Genomic DNA, 14065 nt, shown 5'->3' with positions numbered 1-14065 from the left:
CTGTTGAGAACATGCCGTTTTGCGGCATGCTCTTTTCATGGAAAGAATAGTTGACATTACTGCCGATGGCTTACACCTTGCCATAAAAAGAGGTTTTTTAACCATTTCCAATCGAGAAGCGGAAGTGGGACGGGTTGCACTTGATGATATTGGAGCCTTAATTACTCATTCTTATGGTTTGAGCTGGACAAATCACGTCTTTATCGAATTGTCCGAACGTTCTATTCCAATCGTTTTATGTGGAAATAACCACCGTCCGGTTGCTATCGTTTGGCCGGTAGAAGGCCATTCTGTTCAAGCTGTGCGGATGAAAGCGCAGGCTTCGGCACCAAAGCCGATACAAAAACAGATTTGGGCAGAAATCGTTCGTTGTAAAATCAGGCTACAAGGCGCAGTGCTCAAAGCTTGTGGCAAAGAGGGGGCGGCTTTTGTCTCCATTGCCCGTCAGGTGCGTAGCGGTGACCCGGAAAATAAGGAAGCACAGGCCGCCCGCAAATATTGGAAAGCATTATTCGGAACCGCCTTCAAGCGTGACATAGCACATGAAGGCACCAACAGCCTTTTAAATTATGGTTACATCGTTCTACGTGCACTTGTTTCACGCGCCATTTGTGCGGTCATCCAACATTGGGCGTTTTTCATTCACATCGTGCCAATGCCTTCGCGCTTGCTGATGATTTGATGGAACCTTATCGTCCTTTTGTTGACCGCATGGTCTTCCACCTGCTTACTTAAAGGAAAAACAAAAGTTGATGCCGAGGTAAAAACTTATCTTGCTTCACTTTCAACACTTGATTTGAAAAGTCATGTGGGAACGTCGCCTGTCAGCCAGCAAGTTCAATACTTTGTACATTCGGTTGCGGAAAGTTTTGAAACGGGAAAGGTCAAGTTGGCTTTACCCGATGAACGTTCAATTTTTTCTTTGCAAAACGATCCGGTCCAAATTGATGACGCATGGGGAGAAAATGACAATTATGACAGCCTATCTTGAGCGTGCAACATCGGGTCCTAAACATTTAAGCGGGTATCGATTAATGTGGATATGAGTTACTTTCGACTTACCGGTAGAGACAAGAAAACAGCGCCACGACGCAACGAAATTCAGACAATTTTTGTTGGATATTGGCTTCGAGATGAGCCAGTTCTCGAATTATCTGCGTTTCTGTAACGGAAAAGAACAATTCGAATCTTATGTCAGGAAGATCGAATCCTCCTTGCCTGAACGAGGGAACATCTATATTTTCCAATTTACCGACAAGCAATATGAAAATATCGTAAGATTTTCCGATCAGGCACGTAGGAAACGTCAAAAAAATCCCGCCCAACTGGTGTTATTTTAATGAAAAACAGCATTTTTTTTAAAAAAAATGTCCACTTAAACCTTATAAAACGAAGGGTTAAGTGGACATCGGTTGTAACAGATTAGAAAATGCGGTCAAGCCGCAACTTCGGCGACAACTGTTCCATCACTTGTTGTGTTGTAACAGATTAGAAAATGCGGTCAAGCCGCAACATATTAGGCTAACGGGTGATCGTACGAACGGTTGTAACAGATTAGAAAATGCGGTCAAGCCGCAACAAATACGTACAGTCGGTGTAGGCAAAGAGCGTTGTAACAGATTAGAAAATGCGGTCAAGCCGCAACTACGTGTAAACAGACCCAATGCCAAAAAATGTTGTAACAGATTAGAAAATGCGGTCAAGCCGCAACTGAGAACCAACGGCTGACATATTTATTTGGTTGTAACAGATTAGAAAATGCGGTCAAGCCGCAACGCTATTGTGTGTAAATGTTTAAACGGTGTAGCATTGCAGGGGGAGGAACAAAATGGATGTAATAGTGAGCATATGGCTTCTGGTTGGCTTTATACTGTGCTGCTTCGCTGCAATAGGAAAGCTTGGGCACGTGATAAGACGGCGCACCGAGCACCCAATCAATCCTGAACCACGGCAGAATTATCAGACTAATCTACTTGATACTTCCATCCGTCCTGACAATCTAGAATTTGTCACACCGGGCGAGGCAACGAACCATCGCATCACCGATAATATTCAGTTTATGATTGAATATGTTGACAGGGACGGCGTGATAACCGAGCGTGTAATAGAGCCTCTGAATATCTATCGGATAGCCGGCAAAGCAACAATCTATATTGATGCTTTTTGCACTGTCCGCAATGCCATGCGCAGCTTTCGCAACGATCGCATTCTGTCGGCACGTGACATGCAAAACAATCAGGAAATTGCTAACCTTGGACGCTATTTGTGGGAGCGATACTGAATTTACTCTCTTCATGTGTTCGCTTCACAGCCTGCGGGTTGGACAAACTCCGACTTGACGCGAATGCCTTTACAAATAGTCGTGCCCTTTTTACTTTCCAAAATCGCCGCGTGTTGTTGTTTGGCAAAGTATGGCCAACGTTTTCATTTTTTTGGGCTTGGATTTCCAAAGGCACGAAAAACACGCGTCGCTAAATACCATCTGACGTGTTGTCAATGCGCGGCTAGTGGTTGCCTGACAGGATGATTTTGGATTGTGCTGGCAACAGATTAGAAAATGCGGTCAAGCCGCAACACCATTGGAGGATTGCAATGCTAACTGATTGTTGTAACAGATTAGAAAATGCGGTCAAGCCGCAATAGAATGATGCAATCTATGTGCGCGCCAAAAGTTGTAACAGATTAGAAAATGCGGTCAAGCCGCAACTTCAGGCGTCGATGTGCCATAAATTGTTATAGTTGTAACAGATTAGAAAATGCGGTCAAGCCGCAACAACCACGACGGGTTCCAACACGCCCGTGTAGTTGTAACAGATTAGAAAATGCGGTCAAGCCGCAACTCATTCTGCTGCCTCCGCTTTGTCTGCATTGTTGTAACAGATTAGAAAATGGGGTCAAGCCGCAACATTAAAGGCGGCTTCAAGTGCTTGTCTAGTGTTGTAACAGATTAGAAAATGCGGTCAAGCCGCAACGTGTCATTCATCTTCTCCTGTCGTTAAATAGTTGTAACAGATTAGAAAATGCGGTCAAGCCGCAACTTATACGTCGCGTCTTCACCTTTCCAATCCGTTGTAACAGATTAGAAAATGCGGTCAAGCCGCAACTCAACACCTTTCTAACACATGCTAATGAAAGTTATATCGGCCTATAAAATGCGATCAGACTGCAAGCATGGTCAAGAAAGCCATTATTGCAGCCTGAACACAACAGATTAAAAAATGCGGTCAAGCCGCAACTAAAAGTGTCAATAAACTAACACGTAATATTCTATCAGATTGGAACAAGCGGTCAAGCACGGCCATTCCGAATAGGCGCATAACTAAAGAAGTCGTTTCAAACAAAAAGGAAAATCATGGCGGAGAGGGAGGGATTTGAACCCCCGATAGAGTTGCCCCTATGCCGCATTTCGAGTGCGGTGCTTTCAACCACTCAGCCACCTCTCCATAAAGGCGAACGTTGTTTGTTAAACAAATATCCGAGCGCGTTAGCGGCTAAATAGCTGGCAATTGGCTTTGACACAAGCCCCTTTTTTGTTTTTTTGGAAAATTCCGCTCACCATTTCAAATCTGTTTTGTTCATTTTGCGCGGGGCCACGGGCGCGTTTTTAAAAAGCAACAGAGTTTTTCTGGCCTATTGCTCTTTGCCCGACAAAAAATGTTCATTGTCAAATGCATCCGGTTTTTTGCCATGATTGCCGGTTAATTCACAAAAAAGCTTTCCGGTTTTTTAAAGCTAGTCGATTGACAAGTGAAGAAAACTTCTGCATAAATCAGCCAAAGGCGTAGTGTGTCTACATTTGTGTGAAAAAGTGTATCTGCACTTGTCTAAAATTATGCCGGTCGGTTTTTAGGGCTGGCAAATTTTAAAAGACGGATAATTTAACGACTGATAAAAAGACGGGCTGTCTTATCGCTTTGAAGTGTTGGACAAGATCCGGATGGAACGAAAGGGTAAAAAATGTTCGCAGTCATCAAGACGGGTGGTAAACAATACCGTGTTTCCCCCAGCCAACTTGTGAAAGTTGAAAAGGTCGCTGGCAATGCCGGTGATATTGTGGAGTTCAATCAGGTTCTCGTTGTTGGCGAAGGTGAAACAGCAACAATCGGAACTCCTGTGGTTGCCGATGCGTTGGTAACAGCAGAGGTTGTTGAACAGGCACGTGCACGCAAAGTTATTGCTTTCAAAAAGCGCCGCCGCCAGAATTCGAAGCGCATTCGTGGTCATCGTCAGGAATTCACCACAATTCGCATTTCCGAAATTCTTACAGGTGGTGCAAAGCCTTCCAAGGCTGCAACAAAGCCGGCTGAAAAAGCAGCAAAACCGGTAGCCGCCAAAGAGGCAGCACCAAAAGCTGAAAAACCGGCTGCAAAGAAAGCCAAAACAGAAACAACCGAAAAAAAAGCAGCGCCGAAAAAGGCAGCCGCTAAAAAGTCGGAAAAGTAAGAGAGATTAAAGGAGAACAACCATGGCACACAAAAAAGCTGGTGGTTCCTCGCGTAACGGTCGCGATTCAGAATCAAAACGCCTAGGCGTTAAAAAATTTGGTGGTGAAGCAGTTATTCCGGGTAACATCATTATCCGGCAACGCGGCACACAATGGCACCCTGGCGAAAATGTCGGCATGGGTAAAGACCATACATTATTTGCCCTTAAAGCGGGCAAAGTATCTTTCTGCGTCAAAGCGAATGACCGCTCCTATGTGTCGGTGATTCCGATGGCGGAGGCAGCAGAGTAAGCCGGAGCTCTTAAATAACACCGGCGTCCCGTTGGACCCCGGTTAGCTTCCAAAGCAAATTAAAGGGAAAGATGGGACACCATCCTTCCCTTTTTCTTTTGCTCCAGGAGGTAACTATGAGCACTGAATTATTAGAAGAAATAAGAAAGAGGCCGCCCAGAACCTTGGATTGCCCGGTTCTGGTAACTGAAAGGCTTGTTTTACGCGCACCCAATGTAGAAGACATGGACGCCATTGCCGATCTCGCCAACAACCGGAATGTATCTGCCATGCTTCAATCTGTGCCTTTTCCATTCACACGAAAACATGCAGCAGAATACATTCTTCGTTCGGTGGCGGGCGAGATGGGCTATTGCGCCTATGCCATTACAAAAGCCGAAGATGGCGCATTTATCGGCGCCTGTCATATAAAGGACCGCGAAGAGGGCGAAGGCTTGAGTCTGCGCTACTGGATTGGCAAACCCTATTGGAATAAAGGCTATGCAACAGAAGCGGTTGGCAGCCTGATTGATGCCGCTTTCCGTGCAACCGATATTGATGCGCTTTATGTTTCGAATTTCGCGGCCAATAAAGCTTCCCGCCGCGTTATCGAAAAACAGGGCTTTGAATATATCGGAACATCCGAACAAAACTCGCTGGTTTCCGGTCTGGTTATCGCCGACAATTATGTCCTCGAACGCGAAAAATGGATCGGCCAGTTGAGCAAATGCGCCTGAGCAAGCCCGCTTCAATAAAGAGGCCTGAATAAACCAAGTTGAACTGGCAGGCCTTAAAAGCTTGGCTGAACAATCAGGCCTTTTGTAAAAAAGCCTGATGAGGCCGTTTCAATCGAGCCGATTGGATGAAACTGGCCGAGTGGGGCAGGCGTGTTCGGCTTTAGCCACGCTTAAAAATTGGAGCAGGCTCGTTCATTTTAGCCACGCTTAAAAATTGGCAGAAATAAACCGTATGTGCAAAAACGGTTTATCACGCTGTCTTACGGTTTTACACGCTGTCTTAAAGTCCGCTTTATCTAAGCGGGCTGCTTGTTAGATAGCACGGTGCATTCACAAGCATTTTAACAACGGAAAGCTCTCTTAAAAAATTGAAAACCGTGGGGGCGCAAAATTGCATGAGGTCTTTGTAAAAAAAAAGCCCGAACATGCTGGCCTAACCAGTTTTAAGAAGATCGCAACAACCTTGCCCAAACGATGAAATTTCGATATTTTTTTGCCTTACGGGACAAGCAAATTGATCGTGTGCTTATGTGAAAATCTTGTTAGATTTTCGGGGAAAACGTGGAAGCATGTCAAAAAAATCGAAAATTACCGGTGTTATTTTAATGAAAAACAGCATTTTTTTACAAAAAAATATCCACTTAAACCTTATAAAACAAAGGGTTAATCGGACATCGGTTGTAACAGATTAGAAAATGCGGTCAAGCCGCAACACTTTCACTAGTGGATTCATACCAGCATTGGTTGTAACAGATTAGAAAATGCGGTCAAGCCGCAACCTCAACAGTTGTTTTGACGTCGGTCTTTTCGTTGTAACAGATTAGAAAATGCGGTCAAGCCGCAACAGAACGGTAGCAAAATCTTGTTATACTCAATCTTTACTTCCTTCATGATGCTGTTTGTTGATTTTATTTGCCAATTCCAGTATATTTTCCTTGGACACCGAGCCATCCGGAGCGCCACCTTTTTGGTGTTGGGGGTTTCCGACCCAACGGTGTCGTCAAATTTTTCCTTTTTGGCTTTCTCAAATTTTCCAGCAACGTTTGATGTAAATTTGCTGTAAAGTCGTTATACCGAATGATGAAAGTTCGATATTTTTCTACCTTGAGGGACAAGAAAATTGATTGTGCACTTAAGTGAAAATATGGTTAGATTTTCAGGGAAAACGTGGATGACACGTCAAAAAATCGAAATTTACCGGTGTTATTTTAATGAAAAACGGCATTTTTTTTAAAAAAATATCCACTTAATCCTTATAAAACAAAGGGTTAAGTGGACATCGGTTGTAACAGATTAGAAAATGCGGTCAAGCCGCAACCCATTCTGTTTTGACCTGAACGCCGAATTTGTTGTAACAGATTAGAAAATGCGGTCAAGCCGCAACGAGAAACAAAAATAGTTATTGTTGCGGCCGGTTGTAACAGATTAGAAAATGCGGTCAAGCCGCAACCCATCGCATGAACTGCCGTCCAGCCGAGCAGGTTGTAACAGATTAGAAAATGCGGTCAAGCCGCAACAATAAGTTCGTCGAATTTTTCTGCTGAAATGTTGTAACAGATTAGAAAATGCGGTCAAGCCGCAACACCTTTCGACACATTCAGACAACCCACCGGGGTTGTAACAGATTAGAAAATGCGGTCAAGCCGCAACACAACATGGGTAATATTAACAATCAGTTTAGTTGTAACAGATTAGAAAATGCGGTCAAGCCGCAACGTATTTGCGTGCTACCATTTTCGCTAATAGGTTGTAACAGATTAGAAAATGCGGTCAAGCCGCAACAGAAGTCACACTGTCTCTTAAGACGGTGACGTTGTAACAGATTAGAAAATGCGGTCAAGCCGCAACAATATTTTGTATGGTGTCGTTTTAATTCCGTGTTGTAACAGAGTAGAAAACGCGGTCAAGTTGCGACGGAACGCCGGTAAAACTTCGTCATAATCAATCTTTACTTACTTCTTGATACTGTTTGTTGAATTTATTTTTCAATTACATTATATTTTTCTTGGACACCGAGCCATCCGGAGCGCCACCTTTTTGGTGTTGGGAGTTTCCGACCCAACGGTGTCGTCAAATTTTTCCTTTTTGGCTTTCTCAAATTTTCCAGCAACGTTTGATGTAAATTTGCTGTAAAGTCGTTATACCGAATGATGAAAGTTCGATATTTTTCTACCTTGAGGGACAAGAAAATTGATTGTGCACTTAAGTGAAAATATGGTTAGATTTTCAGGGAAAACGTGGATGACACGTCAAAAAAATCGAAATTTACCGGTGTTATTTTAATGAAAAACAGCATTTTTTTTAAAAAAAATATCCACTTAAACCTTATAAAACAAAGGGTTAAGTGGACATCGGTTGTAACAGATTAGAAAATGCGGTCAAGCCGCAACGGTGACCGCACAGAGGTATTGGATGTGCTCGTTGTAACAGATTAGAAAATGCGGTCAAGCCGCAACTAACAAAGCTAACTTTTTTTTTCACTGGCCAGTTGTAACAGATTAGAAAATGCGGTCAAGCCGCAACTGATGGATGCACAAGATCGGTGGGATAAAAGTTGTAACAGATTAGAAAATGCGGTCAAGCCGCAACTGCATCGTAAACGCCTACGGCTGTTCGGCAAGTTGTAACAGATTAGAAAATGCGGTCAAGCCGCAACTCCACTTGACTTATCCCCGTTTTTCATTCTGTTGTAACAGATTAGAAAATGCGGTCAAGCCGCAACACGGATTTACCCGTATTCGAAATGCCCTCGTTGTAACAGATTAGAAAATGCGGTCAAGCCGCAACAAAACAGTAAGAATTGTACGAACCAAATGGTTGTAACAGATTAGAAAATGCGGTCAAGCCGCAACATGAAAATACAAACGCCATTTCGCATTAAAGTTGTAACAGATTAGAAAATGCGGTCAAGCCGCAACGCATATGACCGAAACAATTTACGATCGCATGTTGTAACAGATTAGAAAATGCGGTCAAGCCGCAACCAGGGTCATATGGTGCTCGTGCAAGGCGGCGGTTGTAACAGATTAGAAAATGCGGTCAAGCCGCAACAATCAATCGGGTTCAGTACGTGCCCAGTTGGTTGTAACAGATTAAAAAATGCGGTCAAGCCGCAACTATGAAACCAATTGAGGCAATTAAAACCGCGTTGTAACAGATTAGAAAATGCGGTCAAGCCGCAACAAAACGAGATCCGCATCCATTTCCAAAAAGTTGTAACAGATTAGAAAATGCGGTCAAGCGACTGTAGAATATGTTTTGGTTTCATCTGTGTTGTGCGGTGGATTGTTTGCTTTTTTCGTTCAAGGCATGGCCTGCATCACGTGGCAATGTGCGGAAGATGAAGAAAGCAAGTGCCGAGATGAAGCCGACGACGAAAAAGCCCGTATGAAAATCGCCAAGTTTCAATATATTGTCGTGAAAGGAGCTGGCAATTTCCAGAACTGCGCCAGCAATTGCAATGCCGAGCGCCATTGAAGCCTGTTGGGCAACAGCGGCAATCGGCGTTGCCTGACTAATGTCTTCTTTGGCAATATCGGAAAAGGCAAGCGCATTGACACCGGAGAAGAAAAGCGAGCGCAAAAAGCCGCCGAACAAAAGCACGATAATCATCAGCAAATAGGGAGTGGTGGGGTAAAATAGACCATTGGAAGCGGTAAACATTGCCGAGACGAGAGAACCCGCCATCAACACTTTGCGAAAGCCGAAACGGGCATAAACTTCTTTTGCCCCGAACTTCATGCCGAGCGAGCCGATGGCCGCGGCAAGAACCATAAGGCCGGATTCAATCGGCGATAGGCCGAAGGCAAGTTGCAGCATCATGGGAAGCAGGAAAGGCACGGCCCCAATGCCAAGCCGGAAAACGCTGCCGCCGATAATGGCACGTGCAAAAACCGGATCGGAAAAAAGCTTAAGGTCGAGAAGCGGAGCTGTGCGGTTTTTTGCGTGTTTGATATAAATGGCGCCGAAAATTACACCCAAAATGGTGACACTGATGCCGACACTTTGCGGCAAGGCGGGAAGGCTTACAATCGAAAGGCCGAAAATAAAGCCGGAAAGGCTGATTGCCGAAAGGAAAAAGCCTGTCCAATCAAGCGGGCGGATATATTTTTTTTCATTTTTTGGCAGATAGATTGATGAAAGAAGAAGCCCGATAAAACCGATCGGGATGTTGATGAGAAAAATCCAGTGCCATGAAAAAAAGGTGGTAATGAAGCCGCCAAGCGGCGGGCCGACAAGCGGGCCGACAAGGGCGGGAATGGAAAACCATTGAAAGGCAATGACAAGCTGGTTTTTCGGGGTGGATTTAACGAGAAGAAGCCGGCCGACGGGTGTCATCATTGCCCCGCCTATGCCTTGCAAAAAACGCGACAAAACAAAGGAATGGAGCGAAAAGGAAAAAGCACAGCAAACAGAGCCGGCAAGAAAAACCACAATGGCAACACGGAAGATAATGCGTGCAGTGAAACGGTCGGAGATCCACCCGCTTATGGGGATAAAAACCGAAAGTGCCACGAGATAGGATGTCATGGCGAGTTTGAGCGCGATGGGGCTTGTGTTCAAATCGGCGGCAATGGCGGGAAGGGATGTAGAAATCACATTGGAATCCACATGTTCCATAAACAAAGCGACAGCCAGAACCATAGGAAGAATGCGCATTAAATACCCCGAACCCGACTTTTGAACGATGGAACCTTTATAACCAGTGTGCCTATATAGACTGAAAAACCTTTATGACTCTAAAACCTTATACATGAAAAACTGATATGGCCTAAACCGATAGAACTTGAAAACTGTTTATGACTGAAAATCGCGACAATCCCGATAGCATCATTTAGGCCGACATTATCTTGACCGGTTTCAACTGTGAAGAACAGTGAGAGCGACAAAAACCGGCTTCACTTTATCGTGGTTTTTCATTTCATTCTTGACCTTGAGGGAAAAATAAATTCTTCATCACATGTGTTCATGGAAAGTCCGAAAGGGCTACACATAACATTTACGACACCTATATGTTTTATATCATTATTTAAAAAACGAAGTTTTATCCGCTTCGGGTCAATCATTTTAAAAAAAGCGCTGATGGAGCGTCCACTTGCCGCATAAAAAAACAATTGTTCTCACTAATCTGACTGAAGGCCCGATCACCAGAACGTTGCTTCTCTTTGCCATTCCGACATTGCTTTCCAATGTTTTGCAATCGCTCAACGGTTCGATCAACACAATCTGGGTGGGGCGGTTTTTGGGCGAAAGTGCACTTGCGGCAACGGCCAATGCCAATATCATCACCTTTCTTTTGTTTGCCCTTGTTTTCGGTTTCGGTATGGCGGCAACCATTATGGTTGGTCAATCCATCGGGCGCAAAGATTTGCACCGTGCGCGACAGGCATTCGGCGCTTCTATCGGCTTTTGTCTGTTTCTCTCGGTGGTTCTGGCCGTTTTGGGCTGGTTTTTTTCGCCCGAAATCCTGCGCTTTCTTGAAACACCGGCAGATGCTTTTACGCTAGCTGAAGATTATTTGCGGGTTATCTTCCTTGCTGCACCCCCCGATCTTTTGATGGTTATGATTATGATGGGGCTTCGCGGGGCGGGCGATTCCATGACGCCGCTGATTTTCATGTGCGTCAATGTTGTGCTCGATATTATTTTCAACCCCGTACTGATCCTGGGCTTGTGGATTTTTCCGGAAATGGGCATTGCAGGGGCTGCCGCCTCGACATCTGTTTCGGGCTATCTCGCGCTTTTTGCCATGATTATCTATATCTATGTGAAGAAATTGCCTTTGCGGCTTAAAGGGCGGGAACTCACCTATATCTGGCCGGATTTCAGCCTGATGCGCTTTATCGTGCTGAAAGGCTTCCCGATGAGTCTGCAAATGGTCATTATTGCGACATCCGGCCTTGTCATGATCGGTCTTGTCAATCAGGAAGGGGTGACCACCATTGCCGCCTATAACATCATGCAGCAATTATGGACCTATCTGCAAATGCCTTCCATGGCGGTGGGAGCGGCAGTTAGCGCAATGGTTGCACAAAATATCGGCGCCGGTCACTGGAACAGGATTTCCAAAACCACATTGATCGGCTGTGCTGCAACATTTGTCATGACAGCCATTCTGCTTGGCCTATTGCTCATTTTCGATCGTCCGGTCATTATCCTGTTTTTGGGCAATGACAGCGCGGCCGTGCCAATGGCACAGCACATTCAGGCGATTGCAAGCTGGAGCTTTCTGTTTTTCGGCCTCGCAATGGTGCTCTTTTCAACAGTTCGTGCCAATGGCGCGGTTCTTGTGCCGCTCATTTGCCTGTTCATTGCCGTCTATCCGGTGCGCCTTGGCTTCTATTACATGTTTTATGGTTCCATGAAGGCTGATGCCATCTGGTGGAGCTTCACCGTCGGTGCTTTTGCCTCACTCATTCTGGCGCTTTCCTATTATCTTTCAGGCACTTGGAAAAAACAAAAAGTGCTCTAGCTTTCTATGAGGTGTGAAGCAGCAACAGCTTGATCGCGCTTGGCTCTTCAAGCAAATTTAACAGGAAAAGCTTGCTTCAAAAGAGAGCAAAAAAGAGGGAGAAAAGCTCTTTTGTGGCAAGGGATAAAAAGCTGCTTGAAGGGAGGCCCAAGAATAAGCGGCTTAAAGCAAAATCTGCCAAAGCTGGTGGACTTTGAAGAGAGTGACGAAACAGCGAAAGGCCGGAAGCGCGCTCTAGTCAGGAATTTTCAAGAATGGTTTTCGGCTTTGGTGTTTTGGGTTTGAGATATTTTTGCCCGAAAACCGTTAAAATCAACGCAAGAAAGCCGCCGACAATGGAAACATAAAAGCCGCTTTCGGGGTTAAAAGCATCAATCAGTTTTCCGGAAATGGCAGCTCCTGCTGCAACACCCATTGCCATTCCGGTAATTCCCCACGACATGCCTTCGGTGAGTTTTTCTGGCGGCACAATTGTGTCGATCAATGACATGGCAATGATGATTGTGGGTGAACAGGCGGCACCGGCAATGAGAAGTACGATGCTCAAATTCCATAAGTTTGTAACAAGCAAGAGTGGCAATGTTGTAACCGCTGCAATGGCTGTGGCAACGAGAAGCTGTTTTGACAATGTCATGCGCGCGGGCAGTGCACCATAAACAATGCCGGCAATGAAAGAGCCGGCCGCATAAAGCACAAGTGGCAGCGCAGTGTAATTTGACTGTTGCAGCGATTTGCCGATCGCCACGGCCGAAATTTCCGCAGTGCCAAAAATAGTACCGACGCAAAACATAATCACTGTTAATAGCGCAATCGAAAAAAGCCGGATAACCGAAGTGGAGCCTTTTTGCCGCTTGCCATGGGCGACCGGCTCGGTCGATTTTTGTAAGGTAAAGACCAGGCCGGCAATAAGCATGATAAGACCGGCGGCAAGTGGCCCGGCAGCCGGAAACAGATGGTTTGTAAGCTCGATCGCAATAATCGGGCCGACCATGAAGATCAATTCATCAACAATCGATTCATAGGCAAAAGCCGAACGCAAAAGCGGCGAACCATGATAGAGTTGCGACCAACGTGTGCGCACGAAAGAACCGAAACTCGGCATAAAACCGATAAGAATTGCGGCAATAATCAAGATGAAAAGTGGTGCTTTATAATGTGCGGCAATCAACAAGCCGCAAAGCGACAGAAAAGAAATAAAAAGTGCCGGACGCGCCACACGGGCTTGCCCGTATTCATCGGCAAGTTTTGATATTTGCGGCGTAATAATGGCATTGGAGAGAACATAACTTGCCGAAACGAGACCGGCGGTGGCATAGTCCAAACCTTCAATGGCAAACATCGTCATGATGCCGATCGAAATCATCGATATCGGAATACGTGCGAATACCCCCGTTACCGAAAAGGCAACAGTGCCGGGTTTTCTGAATAATTCACGATATATATTGGCCATGACAAATGTCCTCAAGCGCCCTTCAAAGGCGTTTCCTTCATCTATTGACATCACGTGCTTATGTCAATTTCTGCAGCCTTTAAATGAATGCCGTTTATTGTGGGATGAATAGCTGCTTGAAAAACTATTTATCCATTCTGCCTGATTGGCAGGGGAAAAGCAAAATTATCTCAAAAAAACACGAATGCAACGCAAGCAGATATTGTTCAAATGAAACGCGTTATCAATTCTGTTCAAAGCATTCTGATTGTTTTTTCAGGAATGCGGTTGATGGATTAAAATCCTGACCATTTTGCCAAGACTATCGGCGGGAAGAAAAAAGAAGCGCGACAGTCCCATTCGGTTTATTGGAAAAATGTAAATATAATGCGCTTACTCGCTTGTGCTGCATAGAGAAAAGGGAGGCGTTGAATTCATCCGCAAAGATTTGCCGCAATCGCTTTGAAAGCTACGCTGGAAAAATTCTTTTCCTGAGCGGGGCGGTTGCCATGAGCCTCAAAATTGTTAAAGGAAAATGTATCTTCGCCAGAACTTTAGTGAGACAAAAGATATTCCCGTTAAAACTGTAGCGTTTTGATGCACGGTGGTATTTCAATGCAGGCAACACCGGTTCACGTACCAGTGTTGTCTTTTTCTTTATGCCGTAAATAGCAAAAACATATTTTGCTAATGCAATTCAACCGGCCGAATGC

Annotated in this window: 9 protein-coding genes, 1 tRNA gene, 2 pseudogenes and 4 CRISPR repeat arrays; of the genes and pseudogenes, 9 read left to right on the top strand and 3 right to left on the bottom strand. The window is 45.0% G+C overall.

Translation table 11 applies throughout. The features are described from left to right. Positions 1-37: 37 nt before the first annotated feature. The 5 genes and pseudogenes from cas1 to BBC0178_RS08630 all read left to right on the top strand — a co-directional run. A pseudogene (cas1, locus tag BBC0178_RS08640) lies at positions 38-556 on the top strand (type II CRISPR-associated endonuclease Cas1); the annotation flags it as partial. 53 nt (positions 557-609) lie between these two features. Further along, entirely contained in the window at positions 610-735 is a 126-nt protein-coding gene (locus BBC0178_RS12185) for a CRISPR-associated endonuclease Cas1 (RefSeq protein ID WP_335617863.1), read from the top strand. After that, positions 701-991 (top strand): hypothetical protein, encoded by a 291-nt coding sequence (locus BBC0178_RS11930; RefSeq protein WP_198243120.1) that lies wholly within the window; start codon positions 701-703, stop codon positions 989-991. The genes BBC0178_RS12185 and BBC0178_RS11930 overlap by 35 nt, the downstream gene beginning before the upstream one ends. A gap of 67 nt (positions 992-1058) precedes the next feature. Then, positions 1059-1340 (top strand): annotated as a pseudogene (gene cas2, locus BBC0178_RS08635) (CRISPR-associated endonuclease Cas2); the annotation flags it as partial. A gap of 71 nt (positions 1341-1411) precedes the next feature. Then, positions 1412-1776: a CRISPR direct-repeat array (repeat unit 36 nt; unit sequence GTTGTAACAGATTAGAAAATGCGGTCAAGCCGCAAC). Positions 1777-1828: 52 nt separating this feature from the next. Continuing rightward, the gene (locus BBC0178_RS08630) at positions 1829-2281 is read left to right on the top strand and encodes a WYL domain-containing protein (RefSeq protein ID WP_078039854.1); all 453 of its coding nucleotides are present in this window, start codon (positions 1829-1831) and stop codon (positions 2279-2281) included. A 257-nt stretch (positions 2282-2538) separates the two neighbouring features. Then, positions 2539-3104: a CRISPR direct-repeat array (repeat unit 36 nt; unit sequence GTTGTAACAGATTAGAAAATGCGGTCAAGCCGCAAC). A gap of 249 nt (positions 3105-3353) precedes the next feature. Here BBC0178_RS08630 and BBC0178_RS08625 read toward each other — a convergent pair. Beyond that, positions 3354-3443: transfer RNA gene (locus tag BBC0178_RS08625), tRNA-Ser, on the bottom strand. A 514-nt stretch (positions 3444-3957) separates the two neighbouring features. Between BBC0178_RS08625 and rplU the strand changes: the two genes are divergently transcribed. The 3 genes from rplU (at position 3958) to BBC0178_RS08610 (ending at position 5451) form a co-directional block, all read left to right on the top strand. Then, complete coding sequence (gene rplU, locus BBC0178_RS08620) at positions 3958-4443, top strand: 50S ribosomal protein L21 (protein WP_075868983.1); 486 nt, start codon at positions 3958-3960, stop codon at positions 4441-4443. 22 nt (positions 4444-4465) lie between these two features. Further along, positions 4466-4735: a 50S ribosomal protein L27 gene (rpmA, locus tag BBC0178_RS08615; protein ID WP_075868982.1), complete on the top strand. Its 270-nt coding sequence runs from the start codon at positions 4466-4468 to the stop codon at positions 4733-4735. 116 nt (positions 4736-4851) lie between these two features. Beyond that, complete coding sequence (locus tag BBC0178_RS08610) at positions 4852-5451, top strand: GNAT family N-acetyltransferase (RefSeq protein ID WP_225868304.1); 600 nt, start codon at positions 4852-4854, stop codon at positions 5449-5451. Between the two features lie 1281 nt (positions 5452-6732). Next, positions 6733-7366: direct repeats of the CRISPR family, unit length 36 nt; unit sequence GTTGTAACAGATTAGAAAATGCGGTCAAGCCGCAAC. A 438-nt stretch (positions 7367-7804) separates the two neighbouring features. After that, positions 7805-8699: direct repeats of the CRISPR family, unit length 36 nt; unit sequence GTTGTAACAGATTAGAAAATGCGGTCAAGCCGCAAC. Positions 8700-8715: 16 nt separating this feature from the next. Here BBC0178_RS08610 and BBC0178_RS08605 read toward each other — a convergent pair. Further along, the gene (locus BBC0178_RS08605; RefSeq protein ID WP_078039852.1) at positions 8716-10110 is read right to left on the bottom strand and encodes a DHA2 family efflux MFS transporter permease subunit; all 1395 of its coding nucleotides are present in this window, start codon (positions 10108-10110) and stop codon (positions 8716-8718) included. Between the two features lie 436 nt (positions 10111-10546). Between BBC0178_RS08605 and BBC0178_RS08600 the strand changes: the two genes are divergently transcribed. Then, positions 10547-11923 carry an MATE family efflux transporter gene (locus BBC0178_RS08600; RefSeq protein WP_078039851.1) on the top strand — a complete coding sequence of 459 codons (1377 nt, stop codon included), beginning with the start codon at positions 10547-10549 and terminating at the stop codon, positions 11921-11923. Positions 11924-12161: 238 nt separating this feature from the next. On the opposite strand, the gene BBC0178_RS08595 is transcribed toward BBC0178_RS08600, so the two are convergent. Further along, positions 12162-13373 (bottom strand): MFS transporter, encoded by a 1212-nt coding sequence (locus BBC0178_RS08595; RefSeq protein ID WP_078040435.1) that lies wholly within the window; start codon positions 13371-13373, stop codon positions 12162-12164. Positions 13374-14065 lie beyond the last annotated feature (692 nt).

The organism is Ditibartonella apihabitans (assembly GCF_002007485.1).
Classification (GTDB): Bacteria; Pseudomonadota; Alphaproteobacteria; order Rhizobiales; family Rhizobiaceae; genus Bartonella; species Bartonella apihabitans.
Note: the sequence above shows the minus strand (reverse complement) of the source record. Positions and strands in the feature narration are given on the sequence as shown.

Bases quoted from the DNA above. Each gene is read 5' to 3' on its own strand.
- BBC0178_RS08630 (WP_078039854.1), top strand. From the start codon at position 1,829: ATGGATGTAATAGTGAGCATATGGCTTCTGGTTGGCTTTATACTGTGC.
- rplU (WP_075868983.1), top strand. From the start codon at position 3,958: ATGTTCGCAGTCATCAAGACGGGTGGTAAACAATACCGTGTTTCCCCC.
- rpmA (WP_075868982.1), top strand. From the start codon at position 4,466: ATGGCACACAAAAAAGCTGGTGGTTCCTCGCGTAACGGTCGCGATTCA.
- BBC0178_RS08610 (WP_225868304.1), top strand. From the start codon at position 4,852: ATGAGCACTGAATTATTAGAAGAAATAAGAAAGAGGCCGCCCAGAACC.
- BBC0178_RS08605 (WP_078039852.1), bottom strand. From the start codon at position 10,110: ATGCGCATTCTTCCTATGGTTCTGGCTGTCGCTTTGTTTATGGAACAT.
- BBC0178_RS08595 (WP_078040435.1), bottom strand. From the start codon at position 13,373: ATGGCCAATATATATCGTGAATTATTCAGAAAACCCGGCACTGTTGCC.